Below are 15,457 nucleotides of genomic sequence, written 5' to 3' on the forward strand. Positions count from 1 at the left end.
GGAATGAAAATGAACGACGCGAACCGTCCGTATCCCCTTCTGATCAACGGCGAATGGATCGAAACCTCCGAAAGCTTCCCCGTCTTGGACAAGTTTTCCGGGGAGACTTTCGCCCATGTGTGCAAAGCCGATGAAGTACTTGCCAACCGCGCCATCAAACTGTCGGAAGAGGCGCTGGAGGCCGGCGCGCCGCCGCCCTACGCCCGGGCGGAGGTGCTCTACAGCGCCGCGCGGCTAATCGAGGGCTATCGAGACCGCATGGTCGAGGCGATGGTTAGCGAGGCCGGTTTCACCACCATGGACGCCGGCACAGAAGTGTCGCGGGCCAAGCTGACGCTGGAACTGTCGGCCGAGACCGCCAAGCATTTTGCAGGTCACGTGGTGCCCTTCGGCGCACACCCCGGCTCGGAAAACCGCATCGGCTTCACCGTGCGTGACCCGATCGGCGTGGTTTGCGCGATCACGCCCTTCAACTCGCCCCTGAACACCGTGCTGCACAAGGTCGGCCCGAGCTTCGCGGCGGGCAACCCGACCGTGCTCAAGCCCTCCTCGCTGACCCCGGTGACGGCAAACATCATGGGCGAACTGCTGGTCGAAGCCGGGATGCCCGCGGGCTTCCTGCAGATCATCCACGGCAGCGGCGGCCTTGGCGAAGTGCTGCTGAAGAACCAGACCGTGGCCTTCTACACTTTCACCGGCAGCACACGCGTTGGGCGTATCATCCAGTCCCATGCCGGGCTGCGCCGCACCCAGATGGAGCTGGGCTCCATTGCCTCCACCATCGTGTGCGATGATTCGGACCTGTCGGTCGCCGTGCCGAAGATCGCCAATGCTGGGCTGCGCAAGGCGGGCCAGGTCTGCACCTCGGTGCAGCGGCTCTACGTGCAGGATTCGATCTATGACCAGGTGCTCAAAGAGCTGGTAGAAGTGGCCAAGACCATCGTTGCCGGCGATCCGCGCAACCCCGAAACCAAGTGCGGCCCGCTGATCAGTCTCGACGCAGCCAAGCGCGGCGAGGAATGGATCAAGTCCGCCGTTGCCGCCGGCGCCAAACTGCATTGCGGCGGCACTCGGAACGGCAGCGTCATCGACCCGGCAATCCTTACCGACATGCCCGAAACCGAACAGGCATGGTGCAAAGAGGCCTTCGCGCCGCTGATCGTGCTACGCCGCTTCTCCGATTTTGAAGAGGCGATCAAAGGGGCCAACGACACGCCCTTTGGCCTGGCCGCTGGGGTGTTCACCACCAACATGCAGCGCGCCATGCTAGCTATGAAGTGCCTGCGCTTCGGCACCGTGCAGATCAACGAAACCTCCTCGGCGCGTGCGGATCTCATGCCGTTTGGCGGCGTCAAGGAAAGCGGATTCGGCAAGGAGGGCCCCTCCTACGCCGCCAACGAGATGTCGATTGAACGTCTGATCGTCCTGAACCCGTGAACCCCACCCATGACCGTTAAACCGCAGCCTGGGTGAACAGCCATGGGCGGCCCAGAAGGAAATAGATCTCAGATGCTTCTTTCCACCTCATCCTATTACTGCCCGACCAAGACCATCCTCGGGAATGGCTGCTATCGCCAGATCCCCGAGCTGCTTGCGGATTTCTCCGCCAGCAAGGTGCTTCTCGTCGTCGACCCCGCTCTGGCCGAAACCGGTTACGTGAAGGATATCCGCGAAATGCTGACCCAGAGGTGCGTGACCTTCGAGACCTTCACCGATATCGAGCCCGATCCCGGCGCCCACTCCGTGGCAGACGCGCTGGAGATCAGCGGAAAGCTGGAGGCGGAGCTGGTCCTCGCCATTGGCGGTGGCTCCACCATCGACGTGGCGAAGGCGGTCGCGATCGTCAGCACCAATGGCGGGCGCATCCATGATTACGAGGGGATCGAGAAATTCTCGATCGACCCGCTGCCACTGATTGCCATGCCAACCACAGCTGGCACCGGCTCCGAAGTGTCGGGCTCTTGCGTGATCACCGACAAAGAGCGCGGCACGAAGATGTCGATCCGCCACCCAAGGCTAAACCCGGCGCGGGTCGCCCTGCTGGATCCGCAAGCACTGCAAAGCCTGCCGCCGCATGTCGCGTCGCATTCGGGCCTCGACGCCTTCGTACATGCGTTCGAATCCTATATCTCGCGCAATTCCAACCCGTTCAGCGACGCGGTCACGCTGCATGCGATCCGGATGATCTCGCATAACCTGCGCCAGCACGTGGCCAATCCGGCCAATACCGAAGCTGCTCTAGAAATGCTCTGCGGCTCGGCCCTGGCTGGGATGGCATTTGGCCAAACCGGACTCGGCAACGTCCACTGCATGGCGCGCTTCATCGGCGCGCGCTACCACATCTCGCACGGGCTCTCGAATGCGCTCTGCCTGCCGGTAGTGGCGCAGTTCAACATGATCTCCAGCCCCGAGCGCTACCGCGACGTGGCGCAGGCGATGGGCTGCAACATCGAGAACCTGAGCCTGATGGAAGCGGCCAATGCTGCGGTAGCGGCGATCACCGAACTCTGTCACGACCTGGGCATCCCGAGCCACCTGTCGGAGATCGGCGTGAAAGAGGAGGACATCCCCGAACTCGCCAAGCTCTGCATCGGCGCGGGTTACAACAAGTGGAACCCGCGTCTAACCTCGGAAAAGGACTTCGTTGCCCTGTTCAAAGAAGCACTCTGAGCGCAACCGGAGGGATAACCTGCGGCGCGACAAGGTGTGCGCCGGGGCCAGCCAAGGAGGAAACATGACCGATCTTTTGTTCGAACCGGTATCGCTGGGCGCGCTTGAACTGCCGAACCGGGTTGTCGTCTCGCCCATGGCACAATACTCGTCCGAGGGCGACGGCAAGGCCACCGACTGGCACCTAATGCACTACGGCAATCTCAGCGTGGGCGGCGCCGCGCTGGTCATCCTCGAGGCGACGGCGGTTCTTCCCGAAGGGCGGGTATCGCCCCGCTGCCTCGGCATCTGGGACGACGCACATATCGAGGGGCTGAAACGCATCGTTGATTTCGCCCGCCGCCCGAAGGGTGCGATGATGGGCATCCAGCTGGCACATGCCGGGCGCAAGGCCTCGGTCGCACCGCCTTGGCAGGGCGGGGACGCACTGCTGCCAAGCGACGGCGGCTGGGACATCTGGGGCGCAAGCGATTGCCCCTTCCCGGGCCGTGTTGCCCCGATCATGCCTGACGAAGATGACTTGGAGAACATCGCCCAAGCCTATCTTGCCGCGCTGCGCCGGGCCAAGCTGGCCGGATTCGACCTGATCGAGCTGCATTGCGCGCATGGCTATTTCCTGAACAACTTCCTTTCTCCACTTAGCAACACCCGCAACGACAAGTGGGGCGGCAATATCGAGGGGCGGATGCGTTATCCGCTGGAAATCTTCCGCCGCCTGCGCGCCGCATGGCCGAAGGACCGCGCACTTGGCGTGCGGATATCAGGCACTGACTGGGTCGAGGGCGGATGGACTGTCGAGGATTCCGTGATCTTTGCCCGCGCGCTCAAGGCTGCGGGCTGCGATTACGTTGCCCTGTCCAGCGGCGGCTCCTCCCCCGACCAGACGATCACCGTCGGCCCCGGCTACCAGGTGCCACTCTCGGCCAAGGTCAAGCGCGAGGCGGATATCCCGACCATCGCCGTCGGCATGCTGTCGGAACCGGAACTGGCCAACAACGTGCTGGTGCAGGGCGATGCCGACCTTATCGCCATTGGCCGGGGCATGCTGTTCAATCCCCGCTGGGCCTGGCACGCCTGTCAGACACTCGAGGGCACAATGCGTGTCATCGATCAGTATCTTCGTTGCCATCCCTCGATGCGGAACCTGCCGCGTTAAGAACTCCGAAAGGACCCCTCCCAGATGTCGACCATTCCCCACGTTTTCACGCCCTTCCAAATGCGTGACTTGGAACTCAAGAACCGTATCGTAATGTCGCCAATGGCCATGTACATCTCCGACGAGGGCGAGGTGAACGACTTCCATCGCCTGCATTACCACAAGATCGCCATGGGCGGTGCCTCGCTGGTGATGGTCGAACAGACCGCCGTGCACCGCGAAGGCCGGATCACCAATGGCTGCCTCGGGCTTTGGCATGACGGCCAGATCCCCGGGATGAAGACTCTGGTGGATGGCGTCAAGGCCAACGGCGCGCGTGCAGGCATCCAGATCAGCCATGGTGGTCGCAAGGCCAGCGCACAACGCGCATGGCAGGGCAACGGCCCACTGACCGAAGACGATATAGCCCGCGGCGAAGAGTCATGGCAGCCCGAAGGGCCGAGCAATTTCCCCTTTGCCGAAGGCTGGCCCACCCCCCGGCAGATGACGCTTGAGGACATCGCGCGCCTGCGCAAGCAGTTCAGCGACACCGCGCGCCGCGCTATCATGGCCGGATTCGATCTGATCGAAATCCACATGGCGCATGGCTACCTGCTGCAAAGCTTCCTGACGCCGCTGGCCAACCACCGCACCGATCAGTATGGCGGCACGCTAGAGAACCGGATGCGCCTGCCTCTGGAGATCGCCGAGGACCTTCGCGCGCTGATGCCCGAGGGTATGCCGCTTCTGGCACGCCTGTCTTGCACCGACTGGATCGAGGGCGGCTGGACGATGGAGGACAGCCTCGTCCTGGCCCGCAAACTGAAGGCCCGCGGCTTGGACCTGGTGGACTGCTCCTCCGGCGGGAACCTCGTGCGCGGCGCGACCAATTCCAGCCTTGCGCGGGGCCCCGGATACCAGGTGCCCTTTGCCGACCAGATCCGGTCAGAGGCCAAAATCCCAACCATGGCGGTGGGCATGATCCACACCGGCACGCAGGCCGAGGCCATCCTGGCCGAGGGCAAGGCCGATCTTGTCGCCATCGGCCGCCGCATCCTTTATGATCCGTTCTGGACGCTGCACGCGGCGCAGGAACTGGGGCATGATCTCAGTTTCGAGAATTGGCCGCAGCCTTATGGTTGGTGGCTAGAGAAATGGGCCCGCTCGATCCGGGCTGAAGGTGACTCGGTCTGATCCGCTTGCATGGCACGGACCTACACAATCGACAGGTCTGACAGTATAGCCAAAAAGCGCCCGGAAGAAACAGGGTCGCCAAGGGGGAAACGCATGGAGAACGATAAAAATAATGACGGTGACAAGATCAATATAAGGAAGAAACGCCTGACGGTACACGACGTAGCTCAGCATGCAGGCGTCTCCACCGGTACAGTCTCCCGCGTAATCAACGACGTGCCAGGCGTCGGTGCGGATGTGGCCCGCCGCGTGCAAACCGCAATCGAAGAATTGGGCTGGCAGCCGAATATCGCTGCTCAGAACATTCGGTCCTCCGCCTCGCGAATGATCGGCTTCATATTCTCGGATATCCGCAACCCGCTTTACGCAACTATGACTAAGGGAGCCGAAGAGGTGTTCGGTCCACGCGGTTATCTGCTGGTATCGTCCAGTTCGGACGGGCGGATGGAGCGAGAGGTCGACTTGATCGATCTTTACCGCCGCCGACGCGCCGATGGGCTGATCTTGTCAATCACAGACGAAAGCAATCAGGAGGTGCGCACAGCGATCTCCCGCTCGGGCATTTCCTTCGTCATGCTGGAACGGTCATTGGATGGCGAGGCAACATCGATAAGCGCCGATCATTACGGTGGTACCCTACAGGCCGTGGAACATCTAATGGAAATGGGCCACCGCCGGATCGCAATGATCACCGGCGGGCGCGGCACGCTGGTGATGCGCGAACGACTGCGGGCACTAGAGGACGGCATGGCTTCAGGCAAACTGGATGTCGACCCGGATCTACTAAGGCTTGACAGCTTCGATGCCGAATACGGCTACCATCAGGTCCAGATGCTGATGGGCAAGAAGAATCCACCCACGGCGATGCTCTGCCTCGGCGTCCGGCTTTTGCCGGGAGTCGTTTCCGGATTGCAGAGCATGGGTAAAACCTTTCCCGGCGATATTTCTCTAATCTGCAGCAACGACACCGAGACCGCCCGCATCCTGACGCCGCCGATCACCGCGATCCGCTACGATGCGCATATGCTGGGTAAAATGGCGGCGGACAGCCTGCTGGATCAGATCAGCCGGACGGACGGCAAACTGGAAGTGAAGAAATTTGAGATTCCAACAGAGCTGGTCCTGCGCGATTCCGTCCGACGGATCTGATCTGCAGGTAGTGTGAGAGCGATGAGCTTGCGATCGAAATTGCCGCCCTCTACCCTGCTTAAATGATTACGCCCAACCAGTTCCGTTGGTCATGTCAGAAGAACTTGGCTTGTGTGCATTGTCAGAAGGATGAACTTGCGACCGACGCCACCGGCCCCTACCCTTCCTGAATGACCAAACTTAACCCATTCCGCTACTTTCGAACCAGCCGTGAGATTATCCGCCTGACTTTGATGATGTATGGGCGTTTCCCGCTCTCATTGCGCAACGTCGAAGACCTTCTCCATGAGCGCGGTATCGATGTCAGCCACGAGTCCGTCCGGTTTTGGTGGATGCAATTTGGCCCGCTATTCGCCTCCGAGATCCGCAAAGCCAAGGCCCAGCGGTTGCGCTGCTACTCGAACTGGCAATGGCATCTCGACGAGGTTTTCATGAAGATTAACGGCAACCCGGTCCAGCAGAGTAGCCGAAGCATCTGGATGTAAAGGCTGCTCAGCACATCGTCGAAACCATCGGCGGGGTTGGTCCCACCGAACAGGGCCTGAAGGAGGTCAGCGCCCGTGGCGCCGTCTTCGATCTCGACGTTCAACACCTTCATGAACACGTCCCAGTTACCCAAGACCGGTCGTCGTCGACGCGCGAGAAGCGGGCATGATTAACCTCGAACAGGTAAAACGGCATGACGGTGCCGAAGATGCGACCAGGATGGCCAACCAGTTCCTGGCCCGCCTTGGAGAGCTAGAACTTCCCCTTGTAGTGCCGCACAATCTTTAGCTCGATCATCACGTCCTGCAGAGCCTAGAACGGGCCAAAGTCGATCTCGTTCTGCACCTTGTTGATGTCGAAAAGGTCATCTTCGGTGTAGCCTGGCCAGTCGAACTCGCGCGCCGCCCAATGCACGAACACCCGCTTGAAGGCTTCGACGGCGTCAGCCCTATTCCACCATGCTCGGTGATGAAGGCGAAGGTCTTTCCCAGCGCCCGCACCATTGGCGAATGCGCCAGCACGAGGGCGGTATCGTCTATCTGGCGGAGTTCGATCAAATCATCCCCCTTGCTGGCTTTATAGGTAACAAATTGCCTACTCCACGCCATGAGCATCGAACAATTTTCAGAAGAACGAAGCTATCAACCTGTCCACTGCTTCATTGCCCGCCTCGTTGGCTAGTGAAAACTCCGCGCCTCCAAAACGGAAGACTTCATATCCTCGGATCCGCAGTGCGCGATCGGCCTCGACCGGGTGCGTTTGGAGGCTTAGGTGTGTTTAGGGAGACCTCATTCATATTGATAGAGCGCTATTCGAAGCCTCCTTTTGCCATCAAGTAACTCATCAATCCACCGTGAGACAGCATGTTGAGCATGAAGTCGGGCATACCCCCTGCCGCAACCGGCTTGCATCGACTGGATTGAACGAACAGAGCGCCATATTGCAGCTTCACCGCTATCTCATCGCCGTCCTCTAGACACATGGCGTTAGCTTGGCAGAGCAGCAATCCATTGTTTAGGGCATTGCGCCTGAAGGTGCGGGAGAAACTCTTGGCGATGACGGCTTTGACGCCGGCGGCCTGCAGAACGGTGACCGCCACCTCCATCGCAGACCCGCAGCCGAAATTGGTGCCGGCAACCAGGATCGTCTCCGCCTCCATCGCGTCGTAGAAACCGGGGGCGATATCCTCGAAGAGGAAGGCCCGCAGGATATCTGGGTCTATCGTCTCTTTCTTGCGATGCGACGGAACGATGTAATCAGTGTTGATGTCATCTCCGAGAACGCGAGCGCTGCCCGAGGCGAGTGTATCGGTCATGTCAGCTCTCCTTTAGGCTCGTTTACCAAAGCCGCCGCGCACGGCAGCATGCGCGCAAGATATGGACGAGGCGAGATATATCTCTGCCGCGGCGTTGCCCATTCGGCCCCTGAAATTGCGATTGGCGCTCGAGATGATCTTTTGGCCGTTCGAGGGGATCGTGCCGCACGTTCCGCAGCAGGCACCACATCCGGGCAGCTCAATCCTGGCCCCGAAGGCCCGGAACTGATCCAGCATTCCGATACGTTTCATCTCGCTGTATATCTGGCCCGAAGCCGGCGTCACAACCACCTGCACGCGGTCGCTGAGATGCCCCGCCTTCGTGATGACCTCCAGCGCCTCCTCGTAGTCGCGCATCCTGCCGCCGGTGCAGGTGCCGAGATAGACGACATCGACCGGCGTAAAGGGCTGATCGTCAAGATCGGTCACGTTGTCCACGCGGTGCGGCAGAGCGATCTGCGGTGTTAGCGAAGACAGATCCACCTCTACCACCCGCGCCGCGTGCGCGCCCTCGTCGGCGGCGATCGGCACGTAGTCCCCGACGCCGATGTGCTGCATCCAGTCCTCGAGCACGGCGTCGAAGGGAAAGATGCCTGCCTTGGCACCGATTTCGACCGCCATGTTCGACAGCACGATACGGTCGTCCATGTCCATCGTGGCCACGCCCGGCCCGCCAAATTCAAGAGCCATGTAATTGGCGCCATCCGCCCCCATACGCCGGGCCAGAACCAGCGCCACATCCTTGGCCGAAACACCCGGCGGAAGACGGCCCGTCAGATGGACATGAATTGTCTTGGGAACTTCCAGCCACAGCTGCCCGCAAAACATAACGCCTGCCAGATCTGACGATCCGATCCCGGTGCCAAAGCAATTCAGCGCGCCATAGGAGGTCGCATGCGAATCTGCGCCGACCACTAGTCGCCCCGGTGCCGCGATCCCCTCCTCGATGAGGAGCTGATGCCCGATCCCGTCGCCGACGTCGAATAGGCGAATACCTTGCTCATGCGCAAACTTACGCGCCTTCGCCTGAAGCGCCAAGGCATTCGGGCCCGAGCTTATGCCGTAGTGATCCATGGCAAAGAGCAGCTGCGCGGCATCGGAGACGGTCTCGCGACCCATCTTGGCCAGATAGTCGATCGCCATGGGAATCGAGCCATCGGTCCCCATCGCGTGGCTCGGTGTGCATATGGCGATGTCGCCCGCGCATACATCTTTGCCTGCGGCCCGGCTGAGCAGTTTTTCCGCCATCGTTCTCGGGTGATCCACGTCCGTGCCTTTCGGGTCTTTTTTCGGGGGAGGGCGCATTCGATACGCGTCGTGCAGCGCGCCCAATTTGGGTGACAATACTATAACACTATTATACGAGCTTAACCGAGCAAGATGACGAAGTTGGAGTGACCATTATCATGGCCAAAAGCCGGGATACAGAAGGGGTCGAAAGGCCCGTGGCCGCCGCCGAGCGATCCTTGCGCATTCTCGATGCGTTTGTGGCCGAGCACCGCCCGCTGACCCTGAGCGATCTGGCCGATGCAACCGGATTGTTCAAGAGCGTGATCCTGCGGTACATGATATCCTTCGAGAAGCTTTCCTATGTGCGCAAGTTGGCCGACGGTCGGTATCAGCTTTCGGTCAAGGCCTTTCAACTGGGCCGCGCCTTCGAGAACTCGCTCGACCAGCGCGAATTGATCGAGGCGACGATGGCGCAATTGCGGGATACGACCGGCGAAAGTGTTTTCTTTTACGTCCGCGAAGGCGACAACCGGATGTGTCTTATGGGTGTGGATTCGCCGCAATCTCTGCGTGTCAACCGCAAGGTCGGTGTTCTGGTACCGATGGACACGACCTCGATCAGCCAAGTTCTCAACGACTTCGCCGAGGGCGCGCCCGAAGGTCTGACGCGGGCCGCAGACTTGGCGAGATATTCGGTGGGTGCCTATGATCCGTTGACCTCGTCGGTCTCGGTCCCGGTGTTCGACCGAAATGGCACTCTTGTCGGCGCTATTGCCGTCTCCGGTCCGATTGGTCGCTTCGATGCGCAAAACCCCGAGAACCTCGAGCATATCGCTACGATGGTTCAGCGCCTTTCCTCCATGCTCGGCTTTTCGCACAAGGCCTGAGTTTGCCGTGAGGCGTCTTTCAGTCATGCCGCTTGGCGGGGTGGTTCTGGCGCATGATCGGCGAGGAGACTAGGTCGCTGACATGAAAATCCCAAAGTGCGCTTTGCTGGCCCGTGTCGAAAGTATCTAGATCACTGGCGAGCGTCGAGAGATCTGTGAAGACCTTGCCTTCGAGGCCGAACCCGCGCGCGACCGCGCCCAGGTCTCCCCTACCATGCACCGCGCCGCCATCATGCAGCCCTTCGCTGCGCAGTTTGTGAATCTCGGATCCGTAGGCCCCATCGTTGAGAATGCAGATCAGGAGCTTGAACCCGTGGCGACGGATGGTCTCCAGCTCCTGCGCGTGCATCAGCAGACTGCCATCGCCGTCGATGAGGACAACCGTATTGTCGCGGCGCGCGGCAGCGACGCCGATGGCGTAAGAGACGCCGTTACCGATCGCACCGAACTCGCGGATCACATGGAAATTACGCGCCTGCCAGCCCCGCATCTGGGCCGAGAAATACGAGCAATGCCCGGAGGAATTGACCATTTCCCAATGCTTGGGCAGCACGTCTTGCAGGCCCGCGATGACGTCGCGCGGATCGAGATAGCCATCAACAGGGAATTCCGCGTCGTCGGCCTGCGCGTTCGCAATCCGCTCGCGCAGGGCATCGCTGCGCCAGTTGGACGGGCTCACGCCGCGCCCCTCCAGTGCCCCAATGAGCTTTTGCACCGCCACCTTGGCATCGCCTTGCAGGACATGATCGGCGACGACCGCGCCTTGGTTGATCCCTTTCGGCGCAAGATCGATTTGCAGCACCTTGGCCGCACCAAAGAGCTTGCCCGCGTCCCGCATGTGCTGTGTCAGGCTTGCGCCCACCGCGATGATCAGATCCACCTCGGCGAAAAGCTCGCGCGCCAAGGGCGATGAGAAACCGCCAGCAACACCCAGATCGAAGGGATGGTCGACGAATAGGCCCCGCACGGGAAGTGTGGTCGCCACAAGTGCGCCGCACTGGTCGGCCAGCGCCGCGCATGCTTCGGACGCCCCCGCGCGCATCGCGCCCTTTCCGGCAATCAGCACGATCTTTTGGGCGGCCGCGACAAGGTCGGCGGCCACAATTACGGCCTCGGGGGCAGGATGCAGCCGAGCGGATTTCGGCATGACCTGCTGCGAGGGAACATACTCCTCAGATCCGGTCCATTCTTGGTGCTGAAGGTCCATGGGAATTCCGACGACGACTGGCTTCTGATGCAGGCGCGCCGATAGGAACGCCTCGCGCAGCTTGCCCGCCATCTGCCCCTGAGTGTGTATGGGTATGTAGTCCGCACCGAGAGCACGGACGACCGGCGCCTGATCGAGTTGCTGATTGTACCACGCTTTGCCTAGCGGGCTTTCCCCCGCAAAGATCACCATCGGAATCGAGGCCCGCACCGCCGCCGGCAAGGCAGTGGCAAGCTGCGTGACACCCGGCCCGCAGGTCACCGAGCAAAAGCCCAGATCGCCGGTGGCACGCGCGTAGGACATCGCCATCGAGCAGGCACAATGCTCGTGACGAACATGGATCGACTCGACACCAAGCGCGTCGAGACTGTCGGCGAAATACATGTTGGCATCGCCCAGAAGCGTGAAATGGCATGACACCCCCTCCTGCGCAACTATCTGCGCGAGCCGTTCATGTAGCTGCATGTTGTCCTCCTGCGTGTGCGTAATTGTGGTTTTTATTTCAGTTTCGGGTCGATTCGGGCCCGGCGGCCCATCAGCATCCGAACCACTGGCAGCAGGAGCACGAGCGCGATTAGGGCGATAAGGATCATCGACACCGTGCTGCTGGCAATTGACAGAACATCCCCGCGAGAAATGATAAGCGCAAGGCGCAGTTGCTGCTCAGCCATCGGGCCAAGGATGACGCCCAGCACGATCGGTGCCAGCGGGAACCCGGTGCGCTGCAGGATGTATCCCAACAGACCGAAGCCGATGAGTGCGTAGATATCAAACACGCTGTTCTGAATAGAATAGACGCCGATCACCGAGAGGCTGATCACGATGGGCGCGATCAGCGATTGCGGGAGGCGCAGCACCGGAGCAAAGACGCGCACCGCGATCGTACCGCCAAGGAGCGGCAAAATGGCTGCCGTGAGGATCATCTGCAGGATGAAGGCATATACCAGCACCGGCTCAGACCGGAAGAGACCCGGCCCAGGCTGAAGTCCATGGACGAGGAACGCGCCCATGATGACCGCTGCGACGGCATTGCCCGGCACGCCGAGTGTCAGCGTCGGGATGAGCGCAGAAGCATTATCAGCGTTGTTGCCGCATTCCGAGGCGGCAACACCCTTATAGTTGCCCTTGCCGAAGCTTTCGGGATCTTTGTCGGCGCGCTTGGTCTCGTTATAGCTCAGGAACGCGGCCATTGTGCCGCCCACGCCGGGCAGAATGCCGATGACGATTCCGATCATCGAGGAGCGCGCCCAAGTCGGGAAGAGGCTCGGCCAGTCCGTAAAGCGGTGTTCGGATTCTTTGATCGCCGTCCGGGCCGCGTCGATCTGCTGGGAGATCGCGGTCTGCGCGAGCTCGATGGCGGGCGGCAGGCCGTAGAGACCGGCGAGCAGGACGATGAAGTTGAAACCGCCGGTTAGGTAATAGATGTCGAGCGTGAAGCGCTCGTGCCCCGAGACGCTGTCGATGCCGATCGTGCCTATCAGCAGGCCGAGACCGCTGGAGATCAGACCCTTGAGCGGGTCCGCGCCCAACAGGATCGCGATGCTGCACATGCCGAAAAGGGCGACCCAGAAATACTCGGCCGGTCCAAAGAGAAGCGTGACGGTCGCCAGCGGCGGTGCCAGCAGCAGGAGTGAGAACCCGCTGGCCACGCCACCCACCGCAGACGACCAGGCCGATATGCGAAGCGCGTTACCCGCCTCGCCCCGCTTGGCCAGCGGAACGCCGTCGAATGTCGTCGGAATAGACGAGGATGTGCCAGGAATACCCAGCAGAATGGCCGGAATCGCACCGCCGTAGATGCCGCCATTATAGATGCCGGCGACCATACCCAACGCCACCATCGGCTCCATCGTGAAGGTCAGCGGTATGAGAATGGCGATGCCCATCGTCGCCGTGAGCCCCGGCAGCGCGCCGATCAGGATCCCGCCCACGACGCCGACGCCCATTGCGGCCAAGTTCTGCCACATCAGAATTTCGCGAATGGCAGCAAAGAGAATGTCGATGATGGACATGGGCTAGCCCCAGAAAATTTCTTGCGGAAGGGGGCGCGCGAAAAGCGCAACGAAGACCAGCCACGTCGCCAAGAGAAACACGAATGACACGAGCGCATTCAGCCAATGGCTGCGCAGCCCGATCAGATACGCGACAAGTGGTATGTAGACGATGCTGGAGGTGAAAAAGCCGATCTTCCCGACGGCCACCGCGTAGAGGATGGTGGGCAGCAGAAACGCGAGGAACGCGGTCCAGGACGAAACAACGGGCTGATCCGCGACCTTGCCGCCGAGCCTGAACCCCCGCAGGAAAAGAAGCACGGCCAGAGTGGCAACCACGATCAGCACGAGACGCGGATACATCTGCGCCTCGAACGCGCTGATCGCGTTCGCATCCCACCAGAACACGGCGACGACACACATCAGAATGGCAGCTGATACCTGATCTCTCAGGCCTTCGCGCCCCCCGGAGATGGTCTCCGAGGGGCTATTGGTCTGGCGGTCGGTCATGACCGGATTACCGCCACGGGTTGGTTTCCCAGAGCTTGCCGATCCGGGTGTTCACCTCAGAGAGATACTCGGTGTATTCAGCCTTGTTCATGTAGTTCAGCGGAAGGCTCTGTTCCTCGGCCGCCTTCAGAAACTCCGGGTCCTCGAGGGTTTTCTCGATGGCCTCGCCTATCTTCGAGACAATCTCGTCCGGTGTGCCCTTGGGTGCCGCGAAGCCGCGATCCGAGCCGCTGTAGATCTCATAGCCTTGTTCGGCGAATGTCGGAATGTCGGGGAAGAGCTCGAGCCGCTCGCTCGACATGACGCCCAGGATCTTGGTCGCCTTGTCTTCCGAACCAATGCCCGATGCCTCGCCCGCACCGACGACTAGACCGGCGATGTGACCGCCCAGAAGAGCGGTCGCCGCCGGCGGGATGCCTGGGAAGGGAACCTGCGTTACTTCGGTCTCGGTCATGTCGAGAAAACCCTCAAGGCTCAGATGCATGGAGCCGCCATATCCCTGATGACCAATGGTTAGCGCGCTGGGGGCTGCCTTCGCCTCGGCGACGAAATCATCGAGCGAGCCGATGGTGCTGTCGCCCGGCACGCTTAGTGTCGCGGGATCGGTCACCAGGTTGGCGATCGGCGCGAAGCTATCGAAGCTATAGCGGGTCTCGCGCTCGTAGGGCAGCGTGATGAAGGCAGGCGCGTTCATGAAGCCGATAGTGTAGCCATCGGGATCGGCATTGGCCGTTTCGGTGAAGCCGTACTCGCCGCCCGGCCCCGGCTTATTGACCACAACGAAGCTGGCACCCTCGATGTATTTCTCGAGGAAAGGCGCCATGGTGCGCGCGAGAATATCGGTGCCGCCGCCAGCCGAGTATCCGACGACGAGGGTGATTGGCTTGTCGCCCGGCCAGTCGGCCAGCGCGACACCCGGTGCCAGCGCAAGAGCGGCGGCAAGGATGACTGATTTTTGCATTTTTTTACCTTCCTGTTGTTTGTGGTTCTTAGGAGTCGATCTCTACGATGCAGCCTTTCTCTTTCAGCGTTCTGTCGACCCAGGATCGGTCCATCCCGCCGACCAGGGTCTGCTGCATCTGCTTGTCTTCAGCCGCGGCCTTCTTGACCGCCGCCTCATGGATGGCATTCGCCTCGGCGCGGGGAATGGCAACGACGCCATCTTCATCCCCGAGGATCAAATCGCCTGCGGCAACGATCATACCGCTAAGCGCAATCTGCGCATTCACGGTGCCCGGCCCGTCTTTGTAGGGGCCGCGGTGGCTAATGCCGGTCGAGAAGACCGGATAATCGCCTGCCCGAATGGCTCCGGCGTCGCGGATCGCACCGTAAATCACCATGCCCGCGATGCCGCGATAGCGCGCATGGGCAACCATCAACTCGCCAACGACGGCATTGGTTACGTCGCCATCCGCATCAACCACGATGACATCACCTGGCTCGGCAACGTCTATGGCCTTGTGGATCATGAGATTGTCGCCGGCCCGCGTCTTGACCGTCACAGCCGGCCCGGCAAGCACGCCGCCGCCATGTCGCGCTTGAAGGAGCGGCCCGCCGCCGGATAGCCGGCTCATCACGTCCGAGACATTGGCGACCGGGAGTGCTCTGAAAGCCTCGACCAGCTCGGGCGAGACGCGGCCGGGATGTGCGTGAACGTGAAATCCAATCATCTTGCGGCGCTCC

At 61.1% G+C, this 15,457-nt stretch carries 15 protein-coding genes and 1 pseudogene; 7 read left to right on the plus strand and 9 right to left on the minus strand.

The genetic code is table 11. From position 1 onward, the window contains the following. Positions 1–9 precede the first annotated feature (9 nt). From RID11_RS19915 to RID11_RS20850, 6 genes and pseudogenes are all read left to right on the plus strand, one after another. Positions 10–1,437 (plus strand): aldehyde dehydrogenase family protein, encoded by a 1,428-nt coding sequence (locus RID11_RS19915; protein WP_350142041.1) that lies wholly within the window; start codon positions 10–12, stop codon positions 1,435–1,437. Positions 1,438–1,509: 72 nt separating this feature from the next. Continuing rightward, positions 1,510–2,670 (plus strand): iron-containing alcohol dehydrogenase, encoded by a 1,161-nt coding sequence (locus RID11_RS19920; protein WP_350142042.1) that lies wholly within the window; start codon positions 1,510–1,512, stop codon positions 2,668–2,670. A 64-nt stretch (positions 2,671–2,734) separates the two neighbouring features. Continuing rightward, complete coding sequence (locus tag RID11_RS19925; RefSeq protein WP_350142043.1) at positions 2,735–3,826, plus strand: NADH:flavin oxidoreductase/NADH oxidase; 1,092 nt, start codon at positions 2,735–2,737, stop codon at positions 3,824–3,826. 24 nt (positions 3,827–3,850) lie between these two features. After that, positions 3,851–4,999, plus strand: coding sequence for an NADH:flavin oxidoreductase/NADH oxidase (locus RID11_RS19930; protein WP_350142044.1), 1,149 nt, complete (start codon positions 3,851–3,853; stop codon positions 4,997–4,999). A 93-nt stretch (positions 5,000–5,092) separates the two neighbouring features. Then, positions 5,093–6,148 (plus strand): LacI family DNA-binding transcriptional regulator, encoded by a 1,056-nt coding sequence (locus RID11_RS19935; protein WP_350142045.1) that lies wholly within the window; start codon positions 5,093–5,095, stop codon positions 6,146–6,148. Positions 6,149–6,318: 170 nt separating this feature from the next. After that, positions 6,319–6,472, plus strand: a pseudogene (locus RID11_RS20850) (IS6 family transposase); the annotation flags it as partial. Between the two features lie 70 nt (positions 6,473–6,542). Here the strand turns inward: RID11_RS20850 and RID11_RS20855 are convergent. The 4 genes from RID11_RS20855 to RID11_RS19950 form a co-directional block, all read right to left on the minus strand. Further along, positions 6,543–6,746: a hypothetical protein gene (locus RID11_RS20855; RefSeq protein WP_502949368.1), complete on the minus strand. Its 204-nt coding sequence runs from the start codon at positions 6,744–6,746 to the stop codon at positions 6,543–6,545. 200 nt (positions 6,747–6,946) lie between these two features. Next, positions 6,947–7,054 (minus strand): hypothetical protein, encoded by a 108-nt coding sequence (locus RID11_RS20860; RefSeq protein ID WP_502949369.1) that lies wholly within the window; start codon positions 7,052–7,054, stop codon positions 6,947–6,949. A 388-nt stretch (positions 7,055–7,442) separates the two neighbouring features. Continuing rightward, positions 7,443–7,949, minus strand: a complete 507-nt coding sequence (locus tag RID11_RS19945; RefSeq protein WP_350142046.1) for a LeuD/DmdB family oxidoreductase small subunit — start codon at positions 7,947–7,949, stop codon at positions 7,443–7,445. A 12-nt stretch (positions 7,950–7,961) separates the two neighbouring features. Next, on the minus strand, positions 7,962–9,254 hold the full coding sequence (locus RID11_RS19950) for a 3-isopropylmalate dehydratase large subunit (protein ID WP_350142047.1): 1,293 nt from the start codon (positions 9,252–9,254) through the stop codon (positions 7,962–7,964). A gap of 101 nt (positions 9,255–9,355) precedes the next feature. Between RID11_RS19950 and RID11_RS19955 the strand changes: the two genes are divergently transcribed. Then, a complete protein-coding gene (locus RID11_RS19955; protein WP_350142048.1) occupies positions 9,356–10,066 on the plus strand; it encodes an IclR family transcriptional regulator in 711 nt (236 codons plus the stop codon). A gap of 19 nt (positions 10,067–10,085) precedes the next feature. On the opposite strand, the gene RID11_RS19960 is transcribed toward RID11_RS19955, so the two are convergent. Genes RID11_RS19960 through RID11_RS19980 form a run of 5 tightly spaced genes read right to left on the minus strand, consistent with a single transcriptional unit; the run spans position 10,086 to position 15,444 of the window. After that, positions 10,086–11,738: a thiamine pyrophosphate-binding protein gene (locus tag RID11_RS19960; RefSeq protein WP_350142050.1), complete on the minus strand. Its 1,653-nt coding sequence runs from the start codon at positions 11,736–11,738 to the stop codon at positions 10,086–10,088. 32 nt (positions 11,739–11,770) lie between these two features. After that, complete coding sequence (locus tag RID11_RS19965; protein ID WP_350142051.1) at positions 11,771–13,285, minus strand: tripartite tricarboxylate transporter permease; 1,515 nt, start codon at positions 13,283–13,285, stop codon at positions 11,771–11,773. Between the two features lie 3 nt (positions 13,286–13,288). Then, positions 13,289–13,774: a tripartite tricarboxylate transporter TctB family protein gene (locus RID11_RS19970; RefSeq protein ID WP_350142052.1), complete on the minus strand. Its 486-nt coding sequence runs from the start codon at positions 13,772–13,774 to the stop codon at positions 13,289–13,291. Positions 13,775–13,781: 7 nt separating this feature from the next. Next, a complete protein-coding gene (locus RID11_RS19975; RefSeq protein WP_350142053.1) occupies positions 13,782–14,735 on the minus strand; it encodes a tripartite tricarboxylate transporter substrate binding protein in 954 nt (317 codons plus the stop codon). 28 nt (positions 14,736–14,763) lie between these two features. Then, positions 14,764–15,444, minus strand: a complete 681-nt coding sequence (locus tag RID11_RS19980; RefSeq protein ID WP_350142054.1) for an RraA family protein — start codon at positions 15,442–15,444, stop codon at positions 14,764–14,766. Positions 15,445–15,457 lie beyond the last annotated feature (13 nt).

Origin of the sequence: Roseovarius sp., from assembly GCF_040219995.1 — a bacterium.
Classification (GTDB): Bacteria; Pseudomonadota; Alphaproteobacteria; order Rhodobacterales; family Rhodobacteraceae; genus Roseovarius.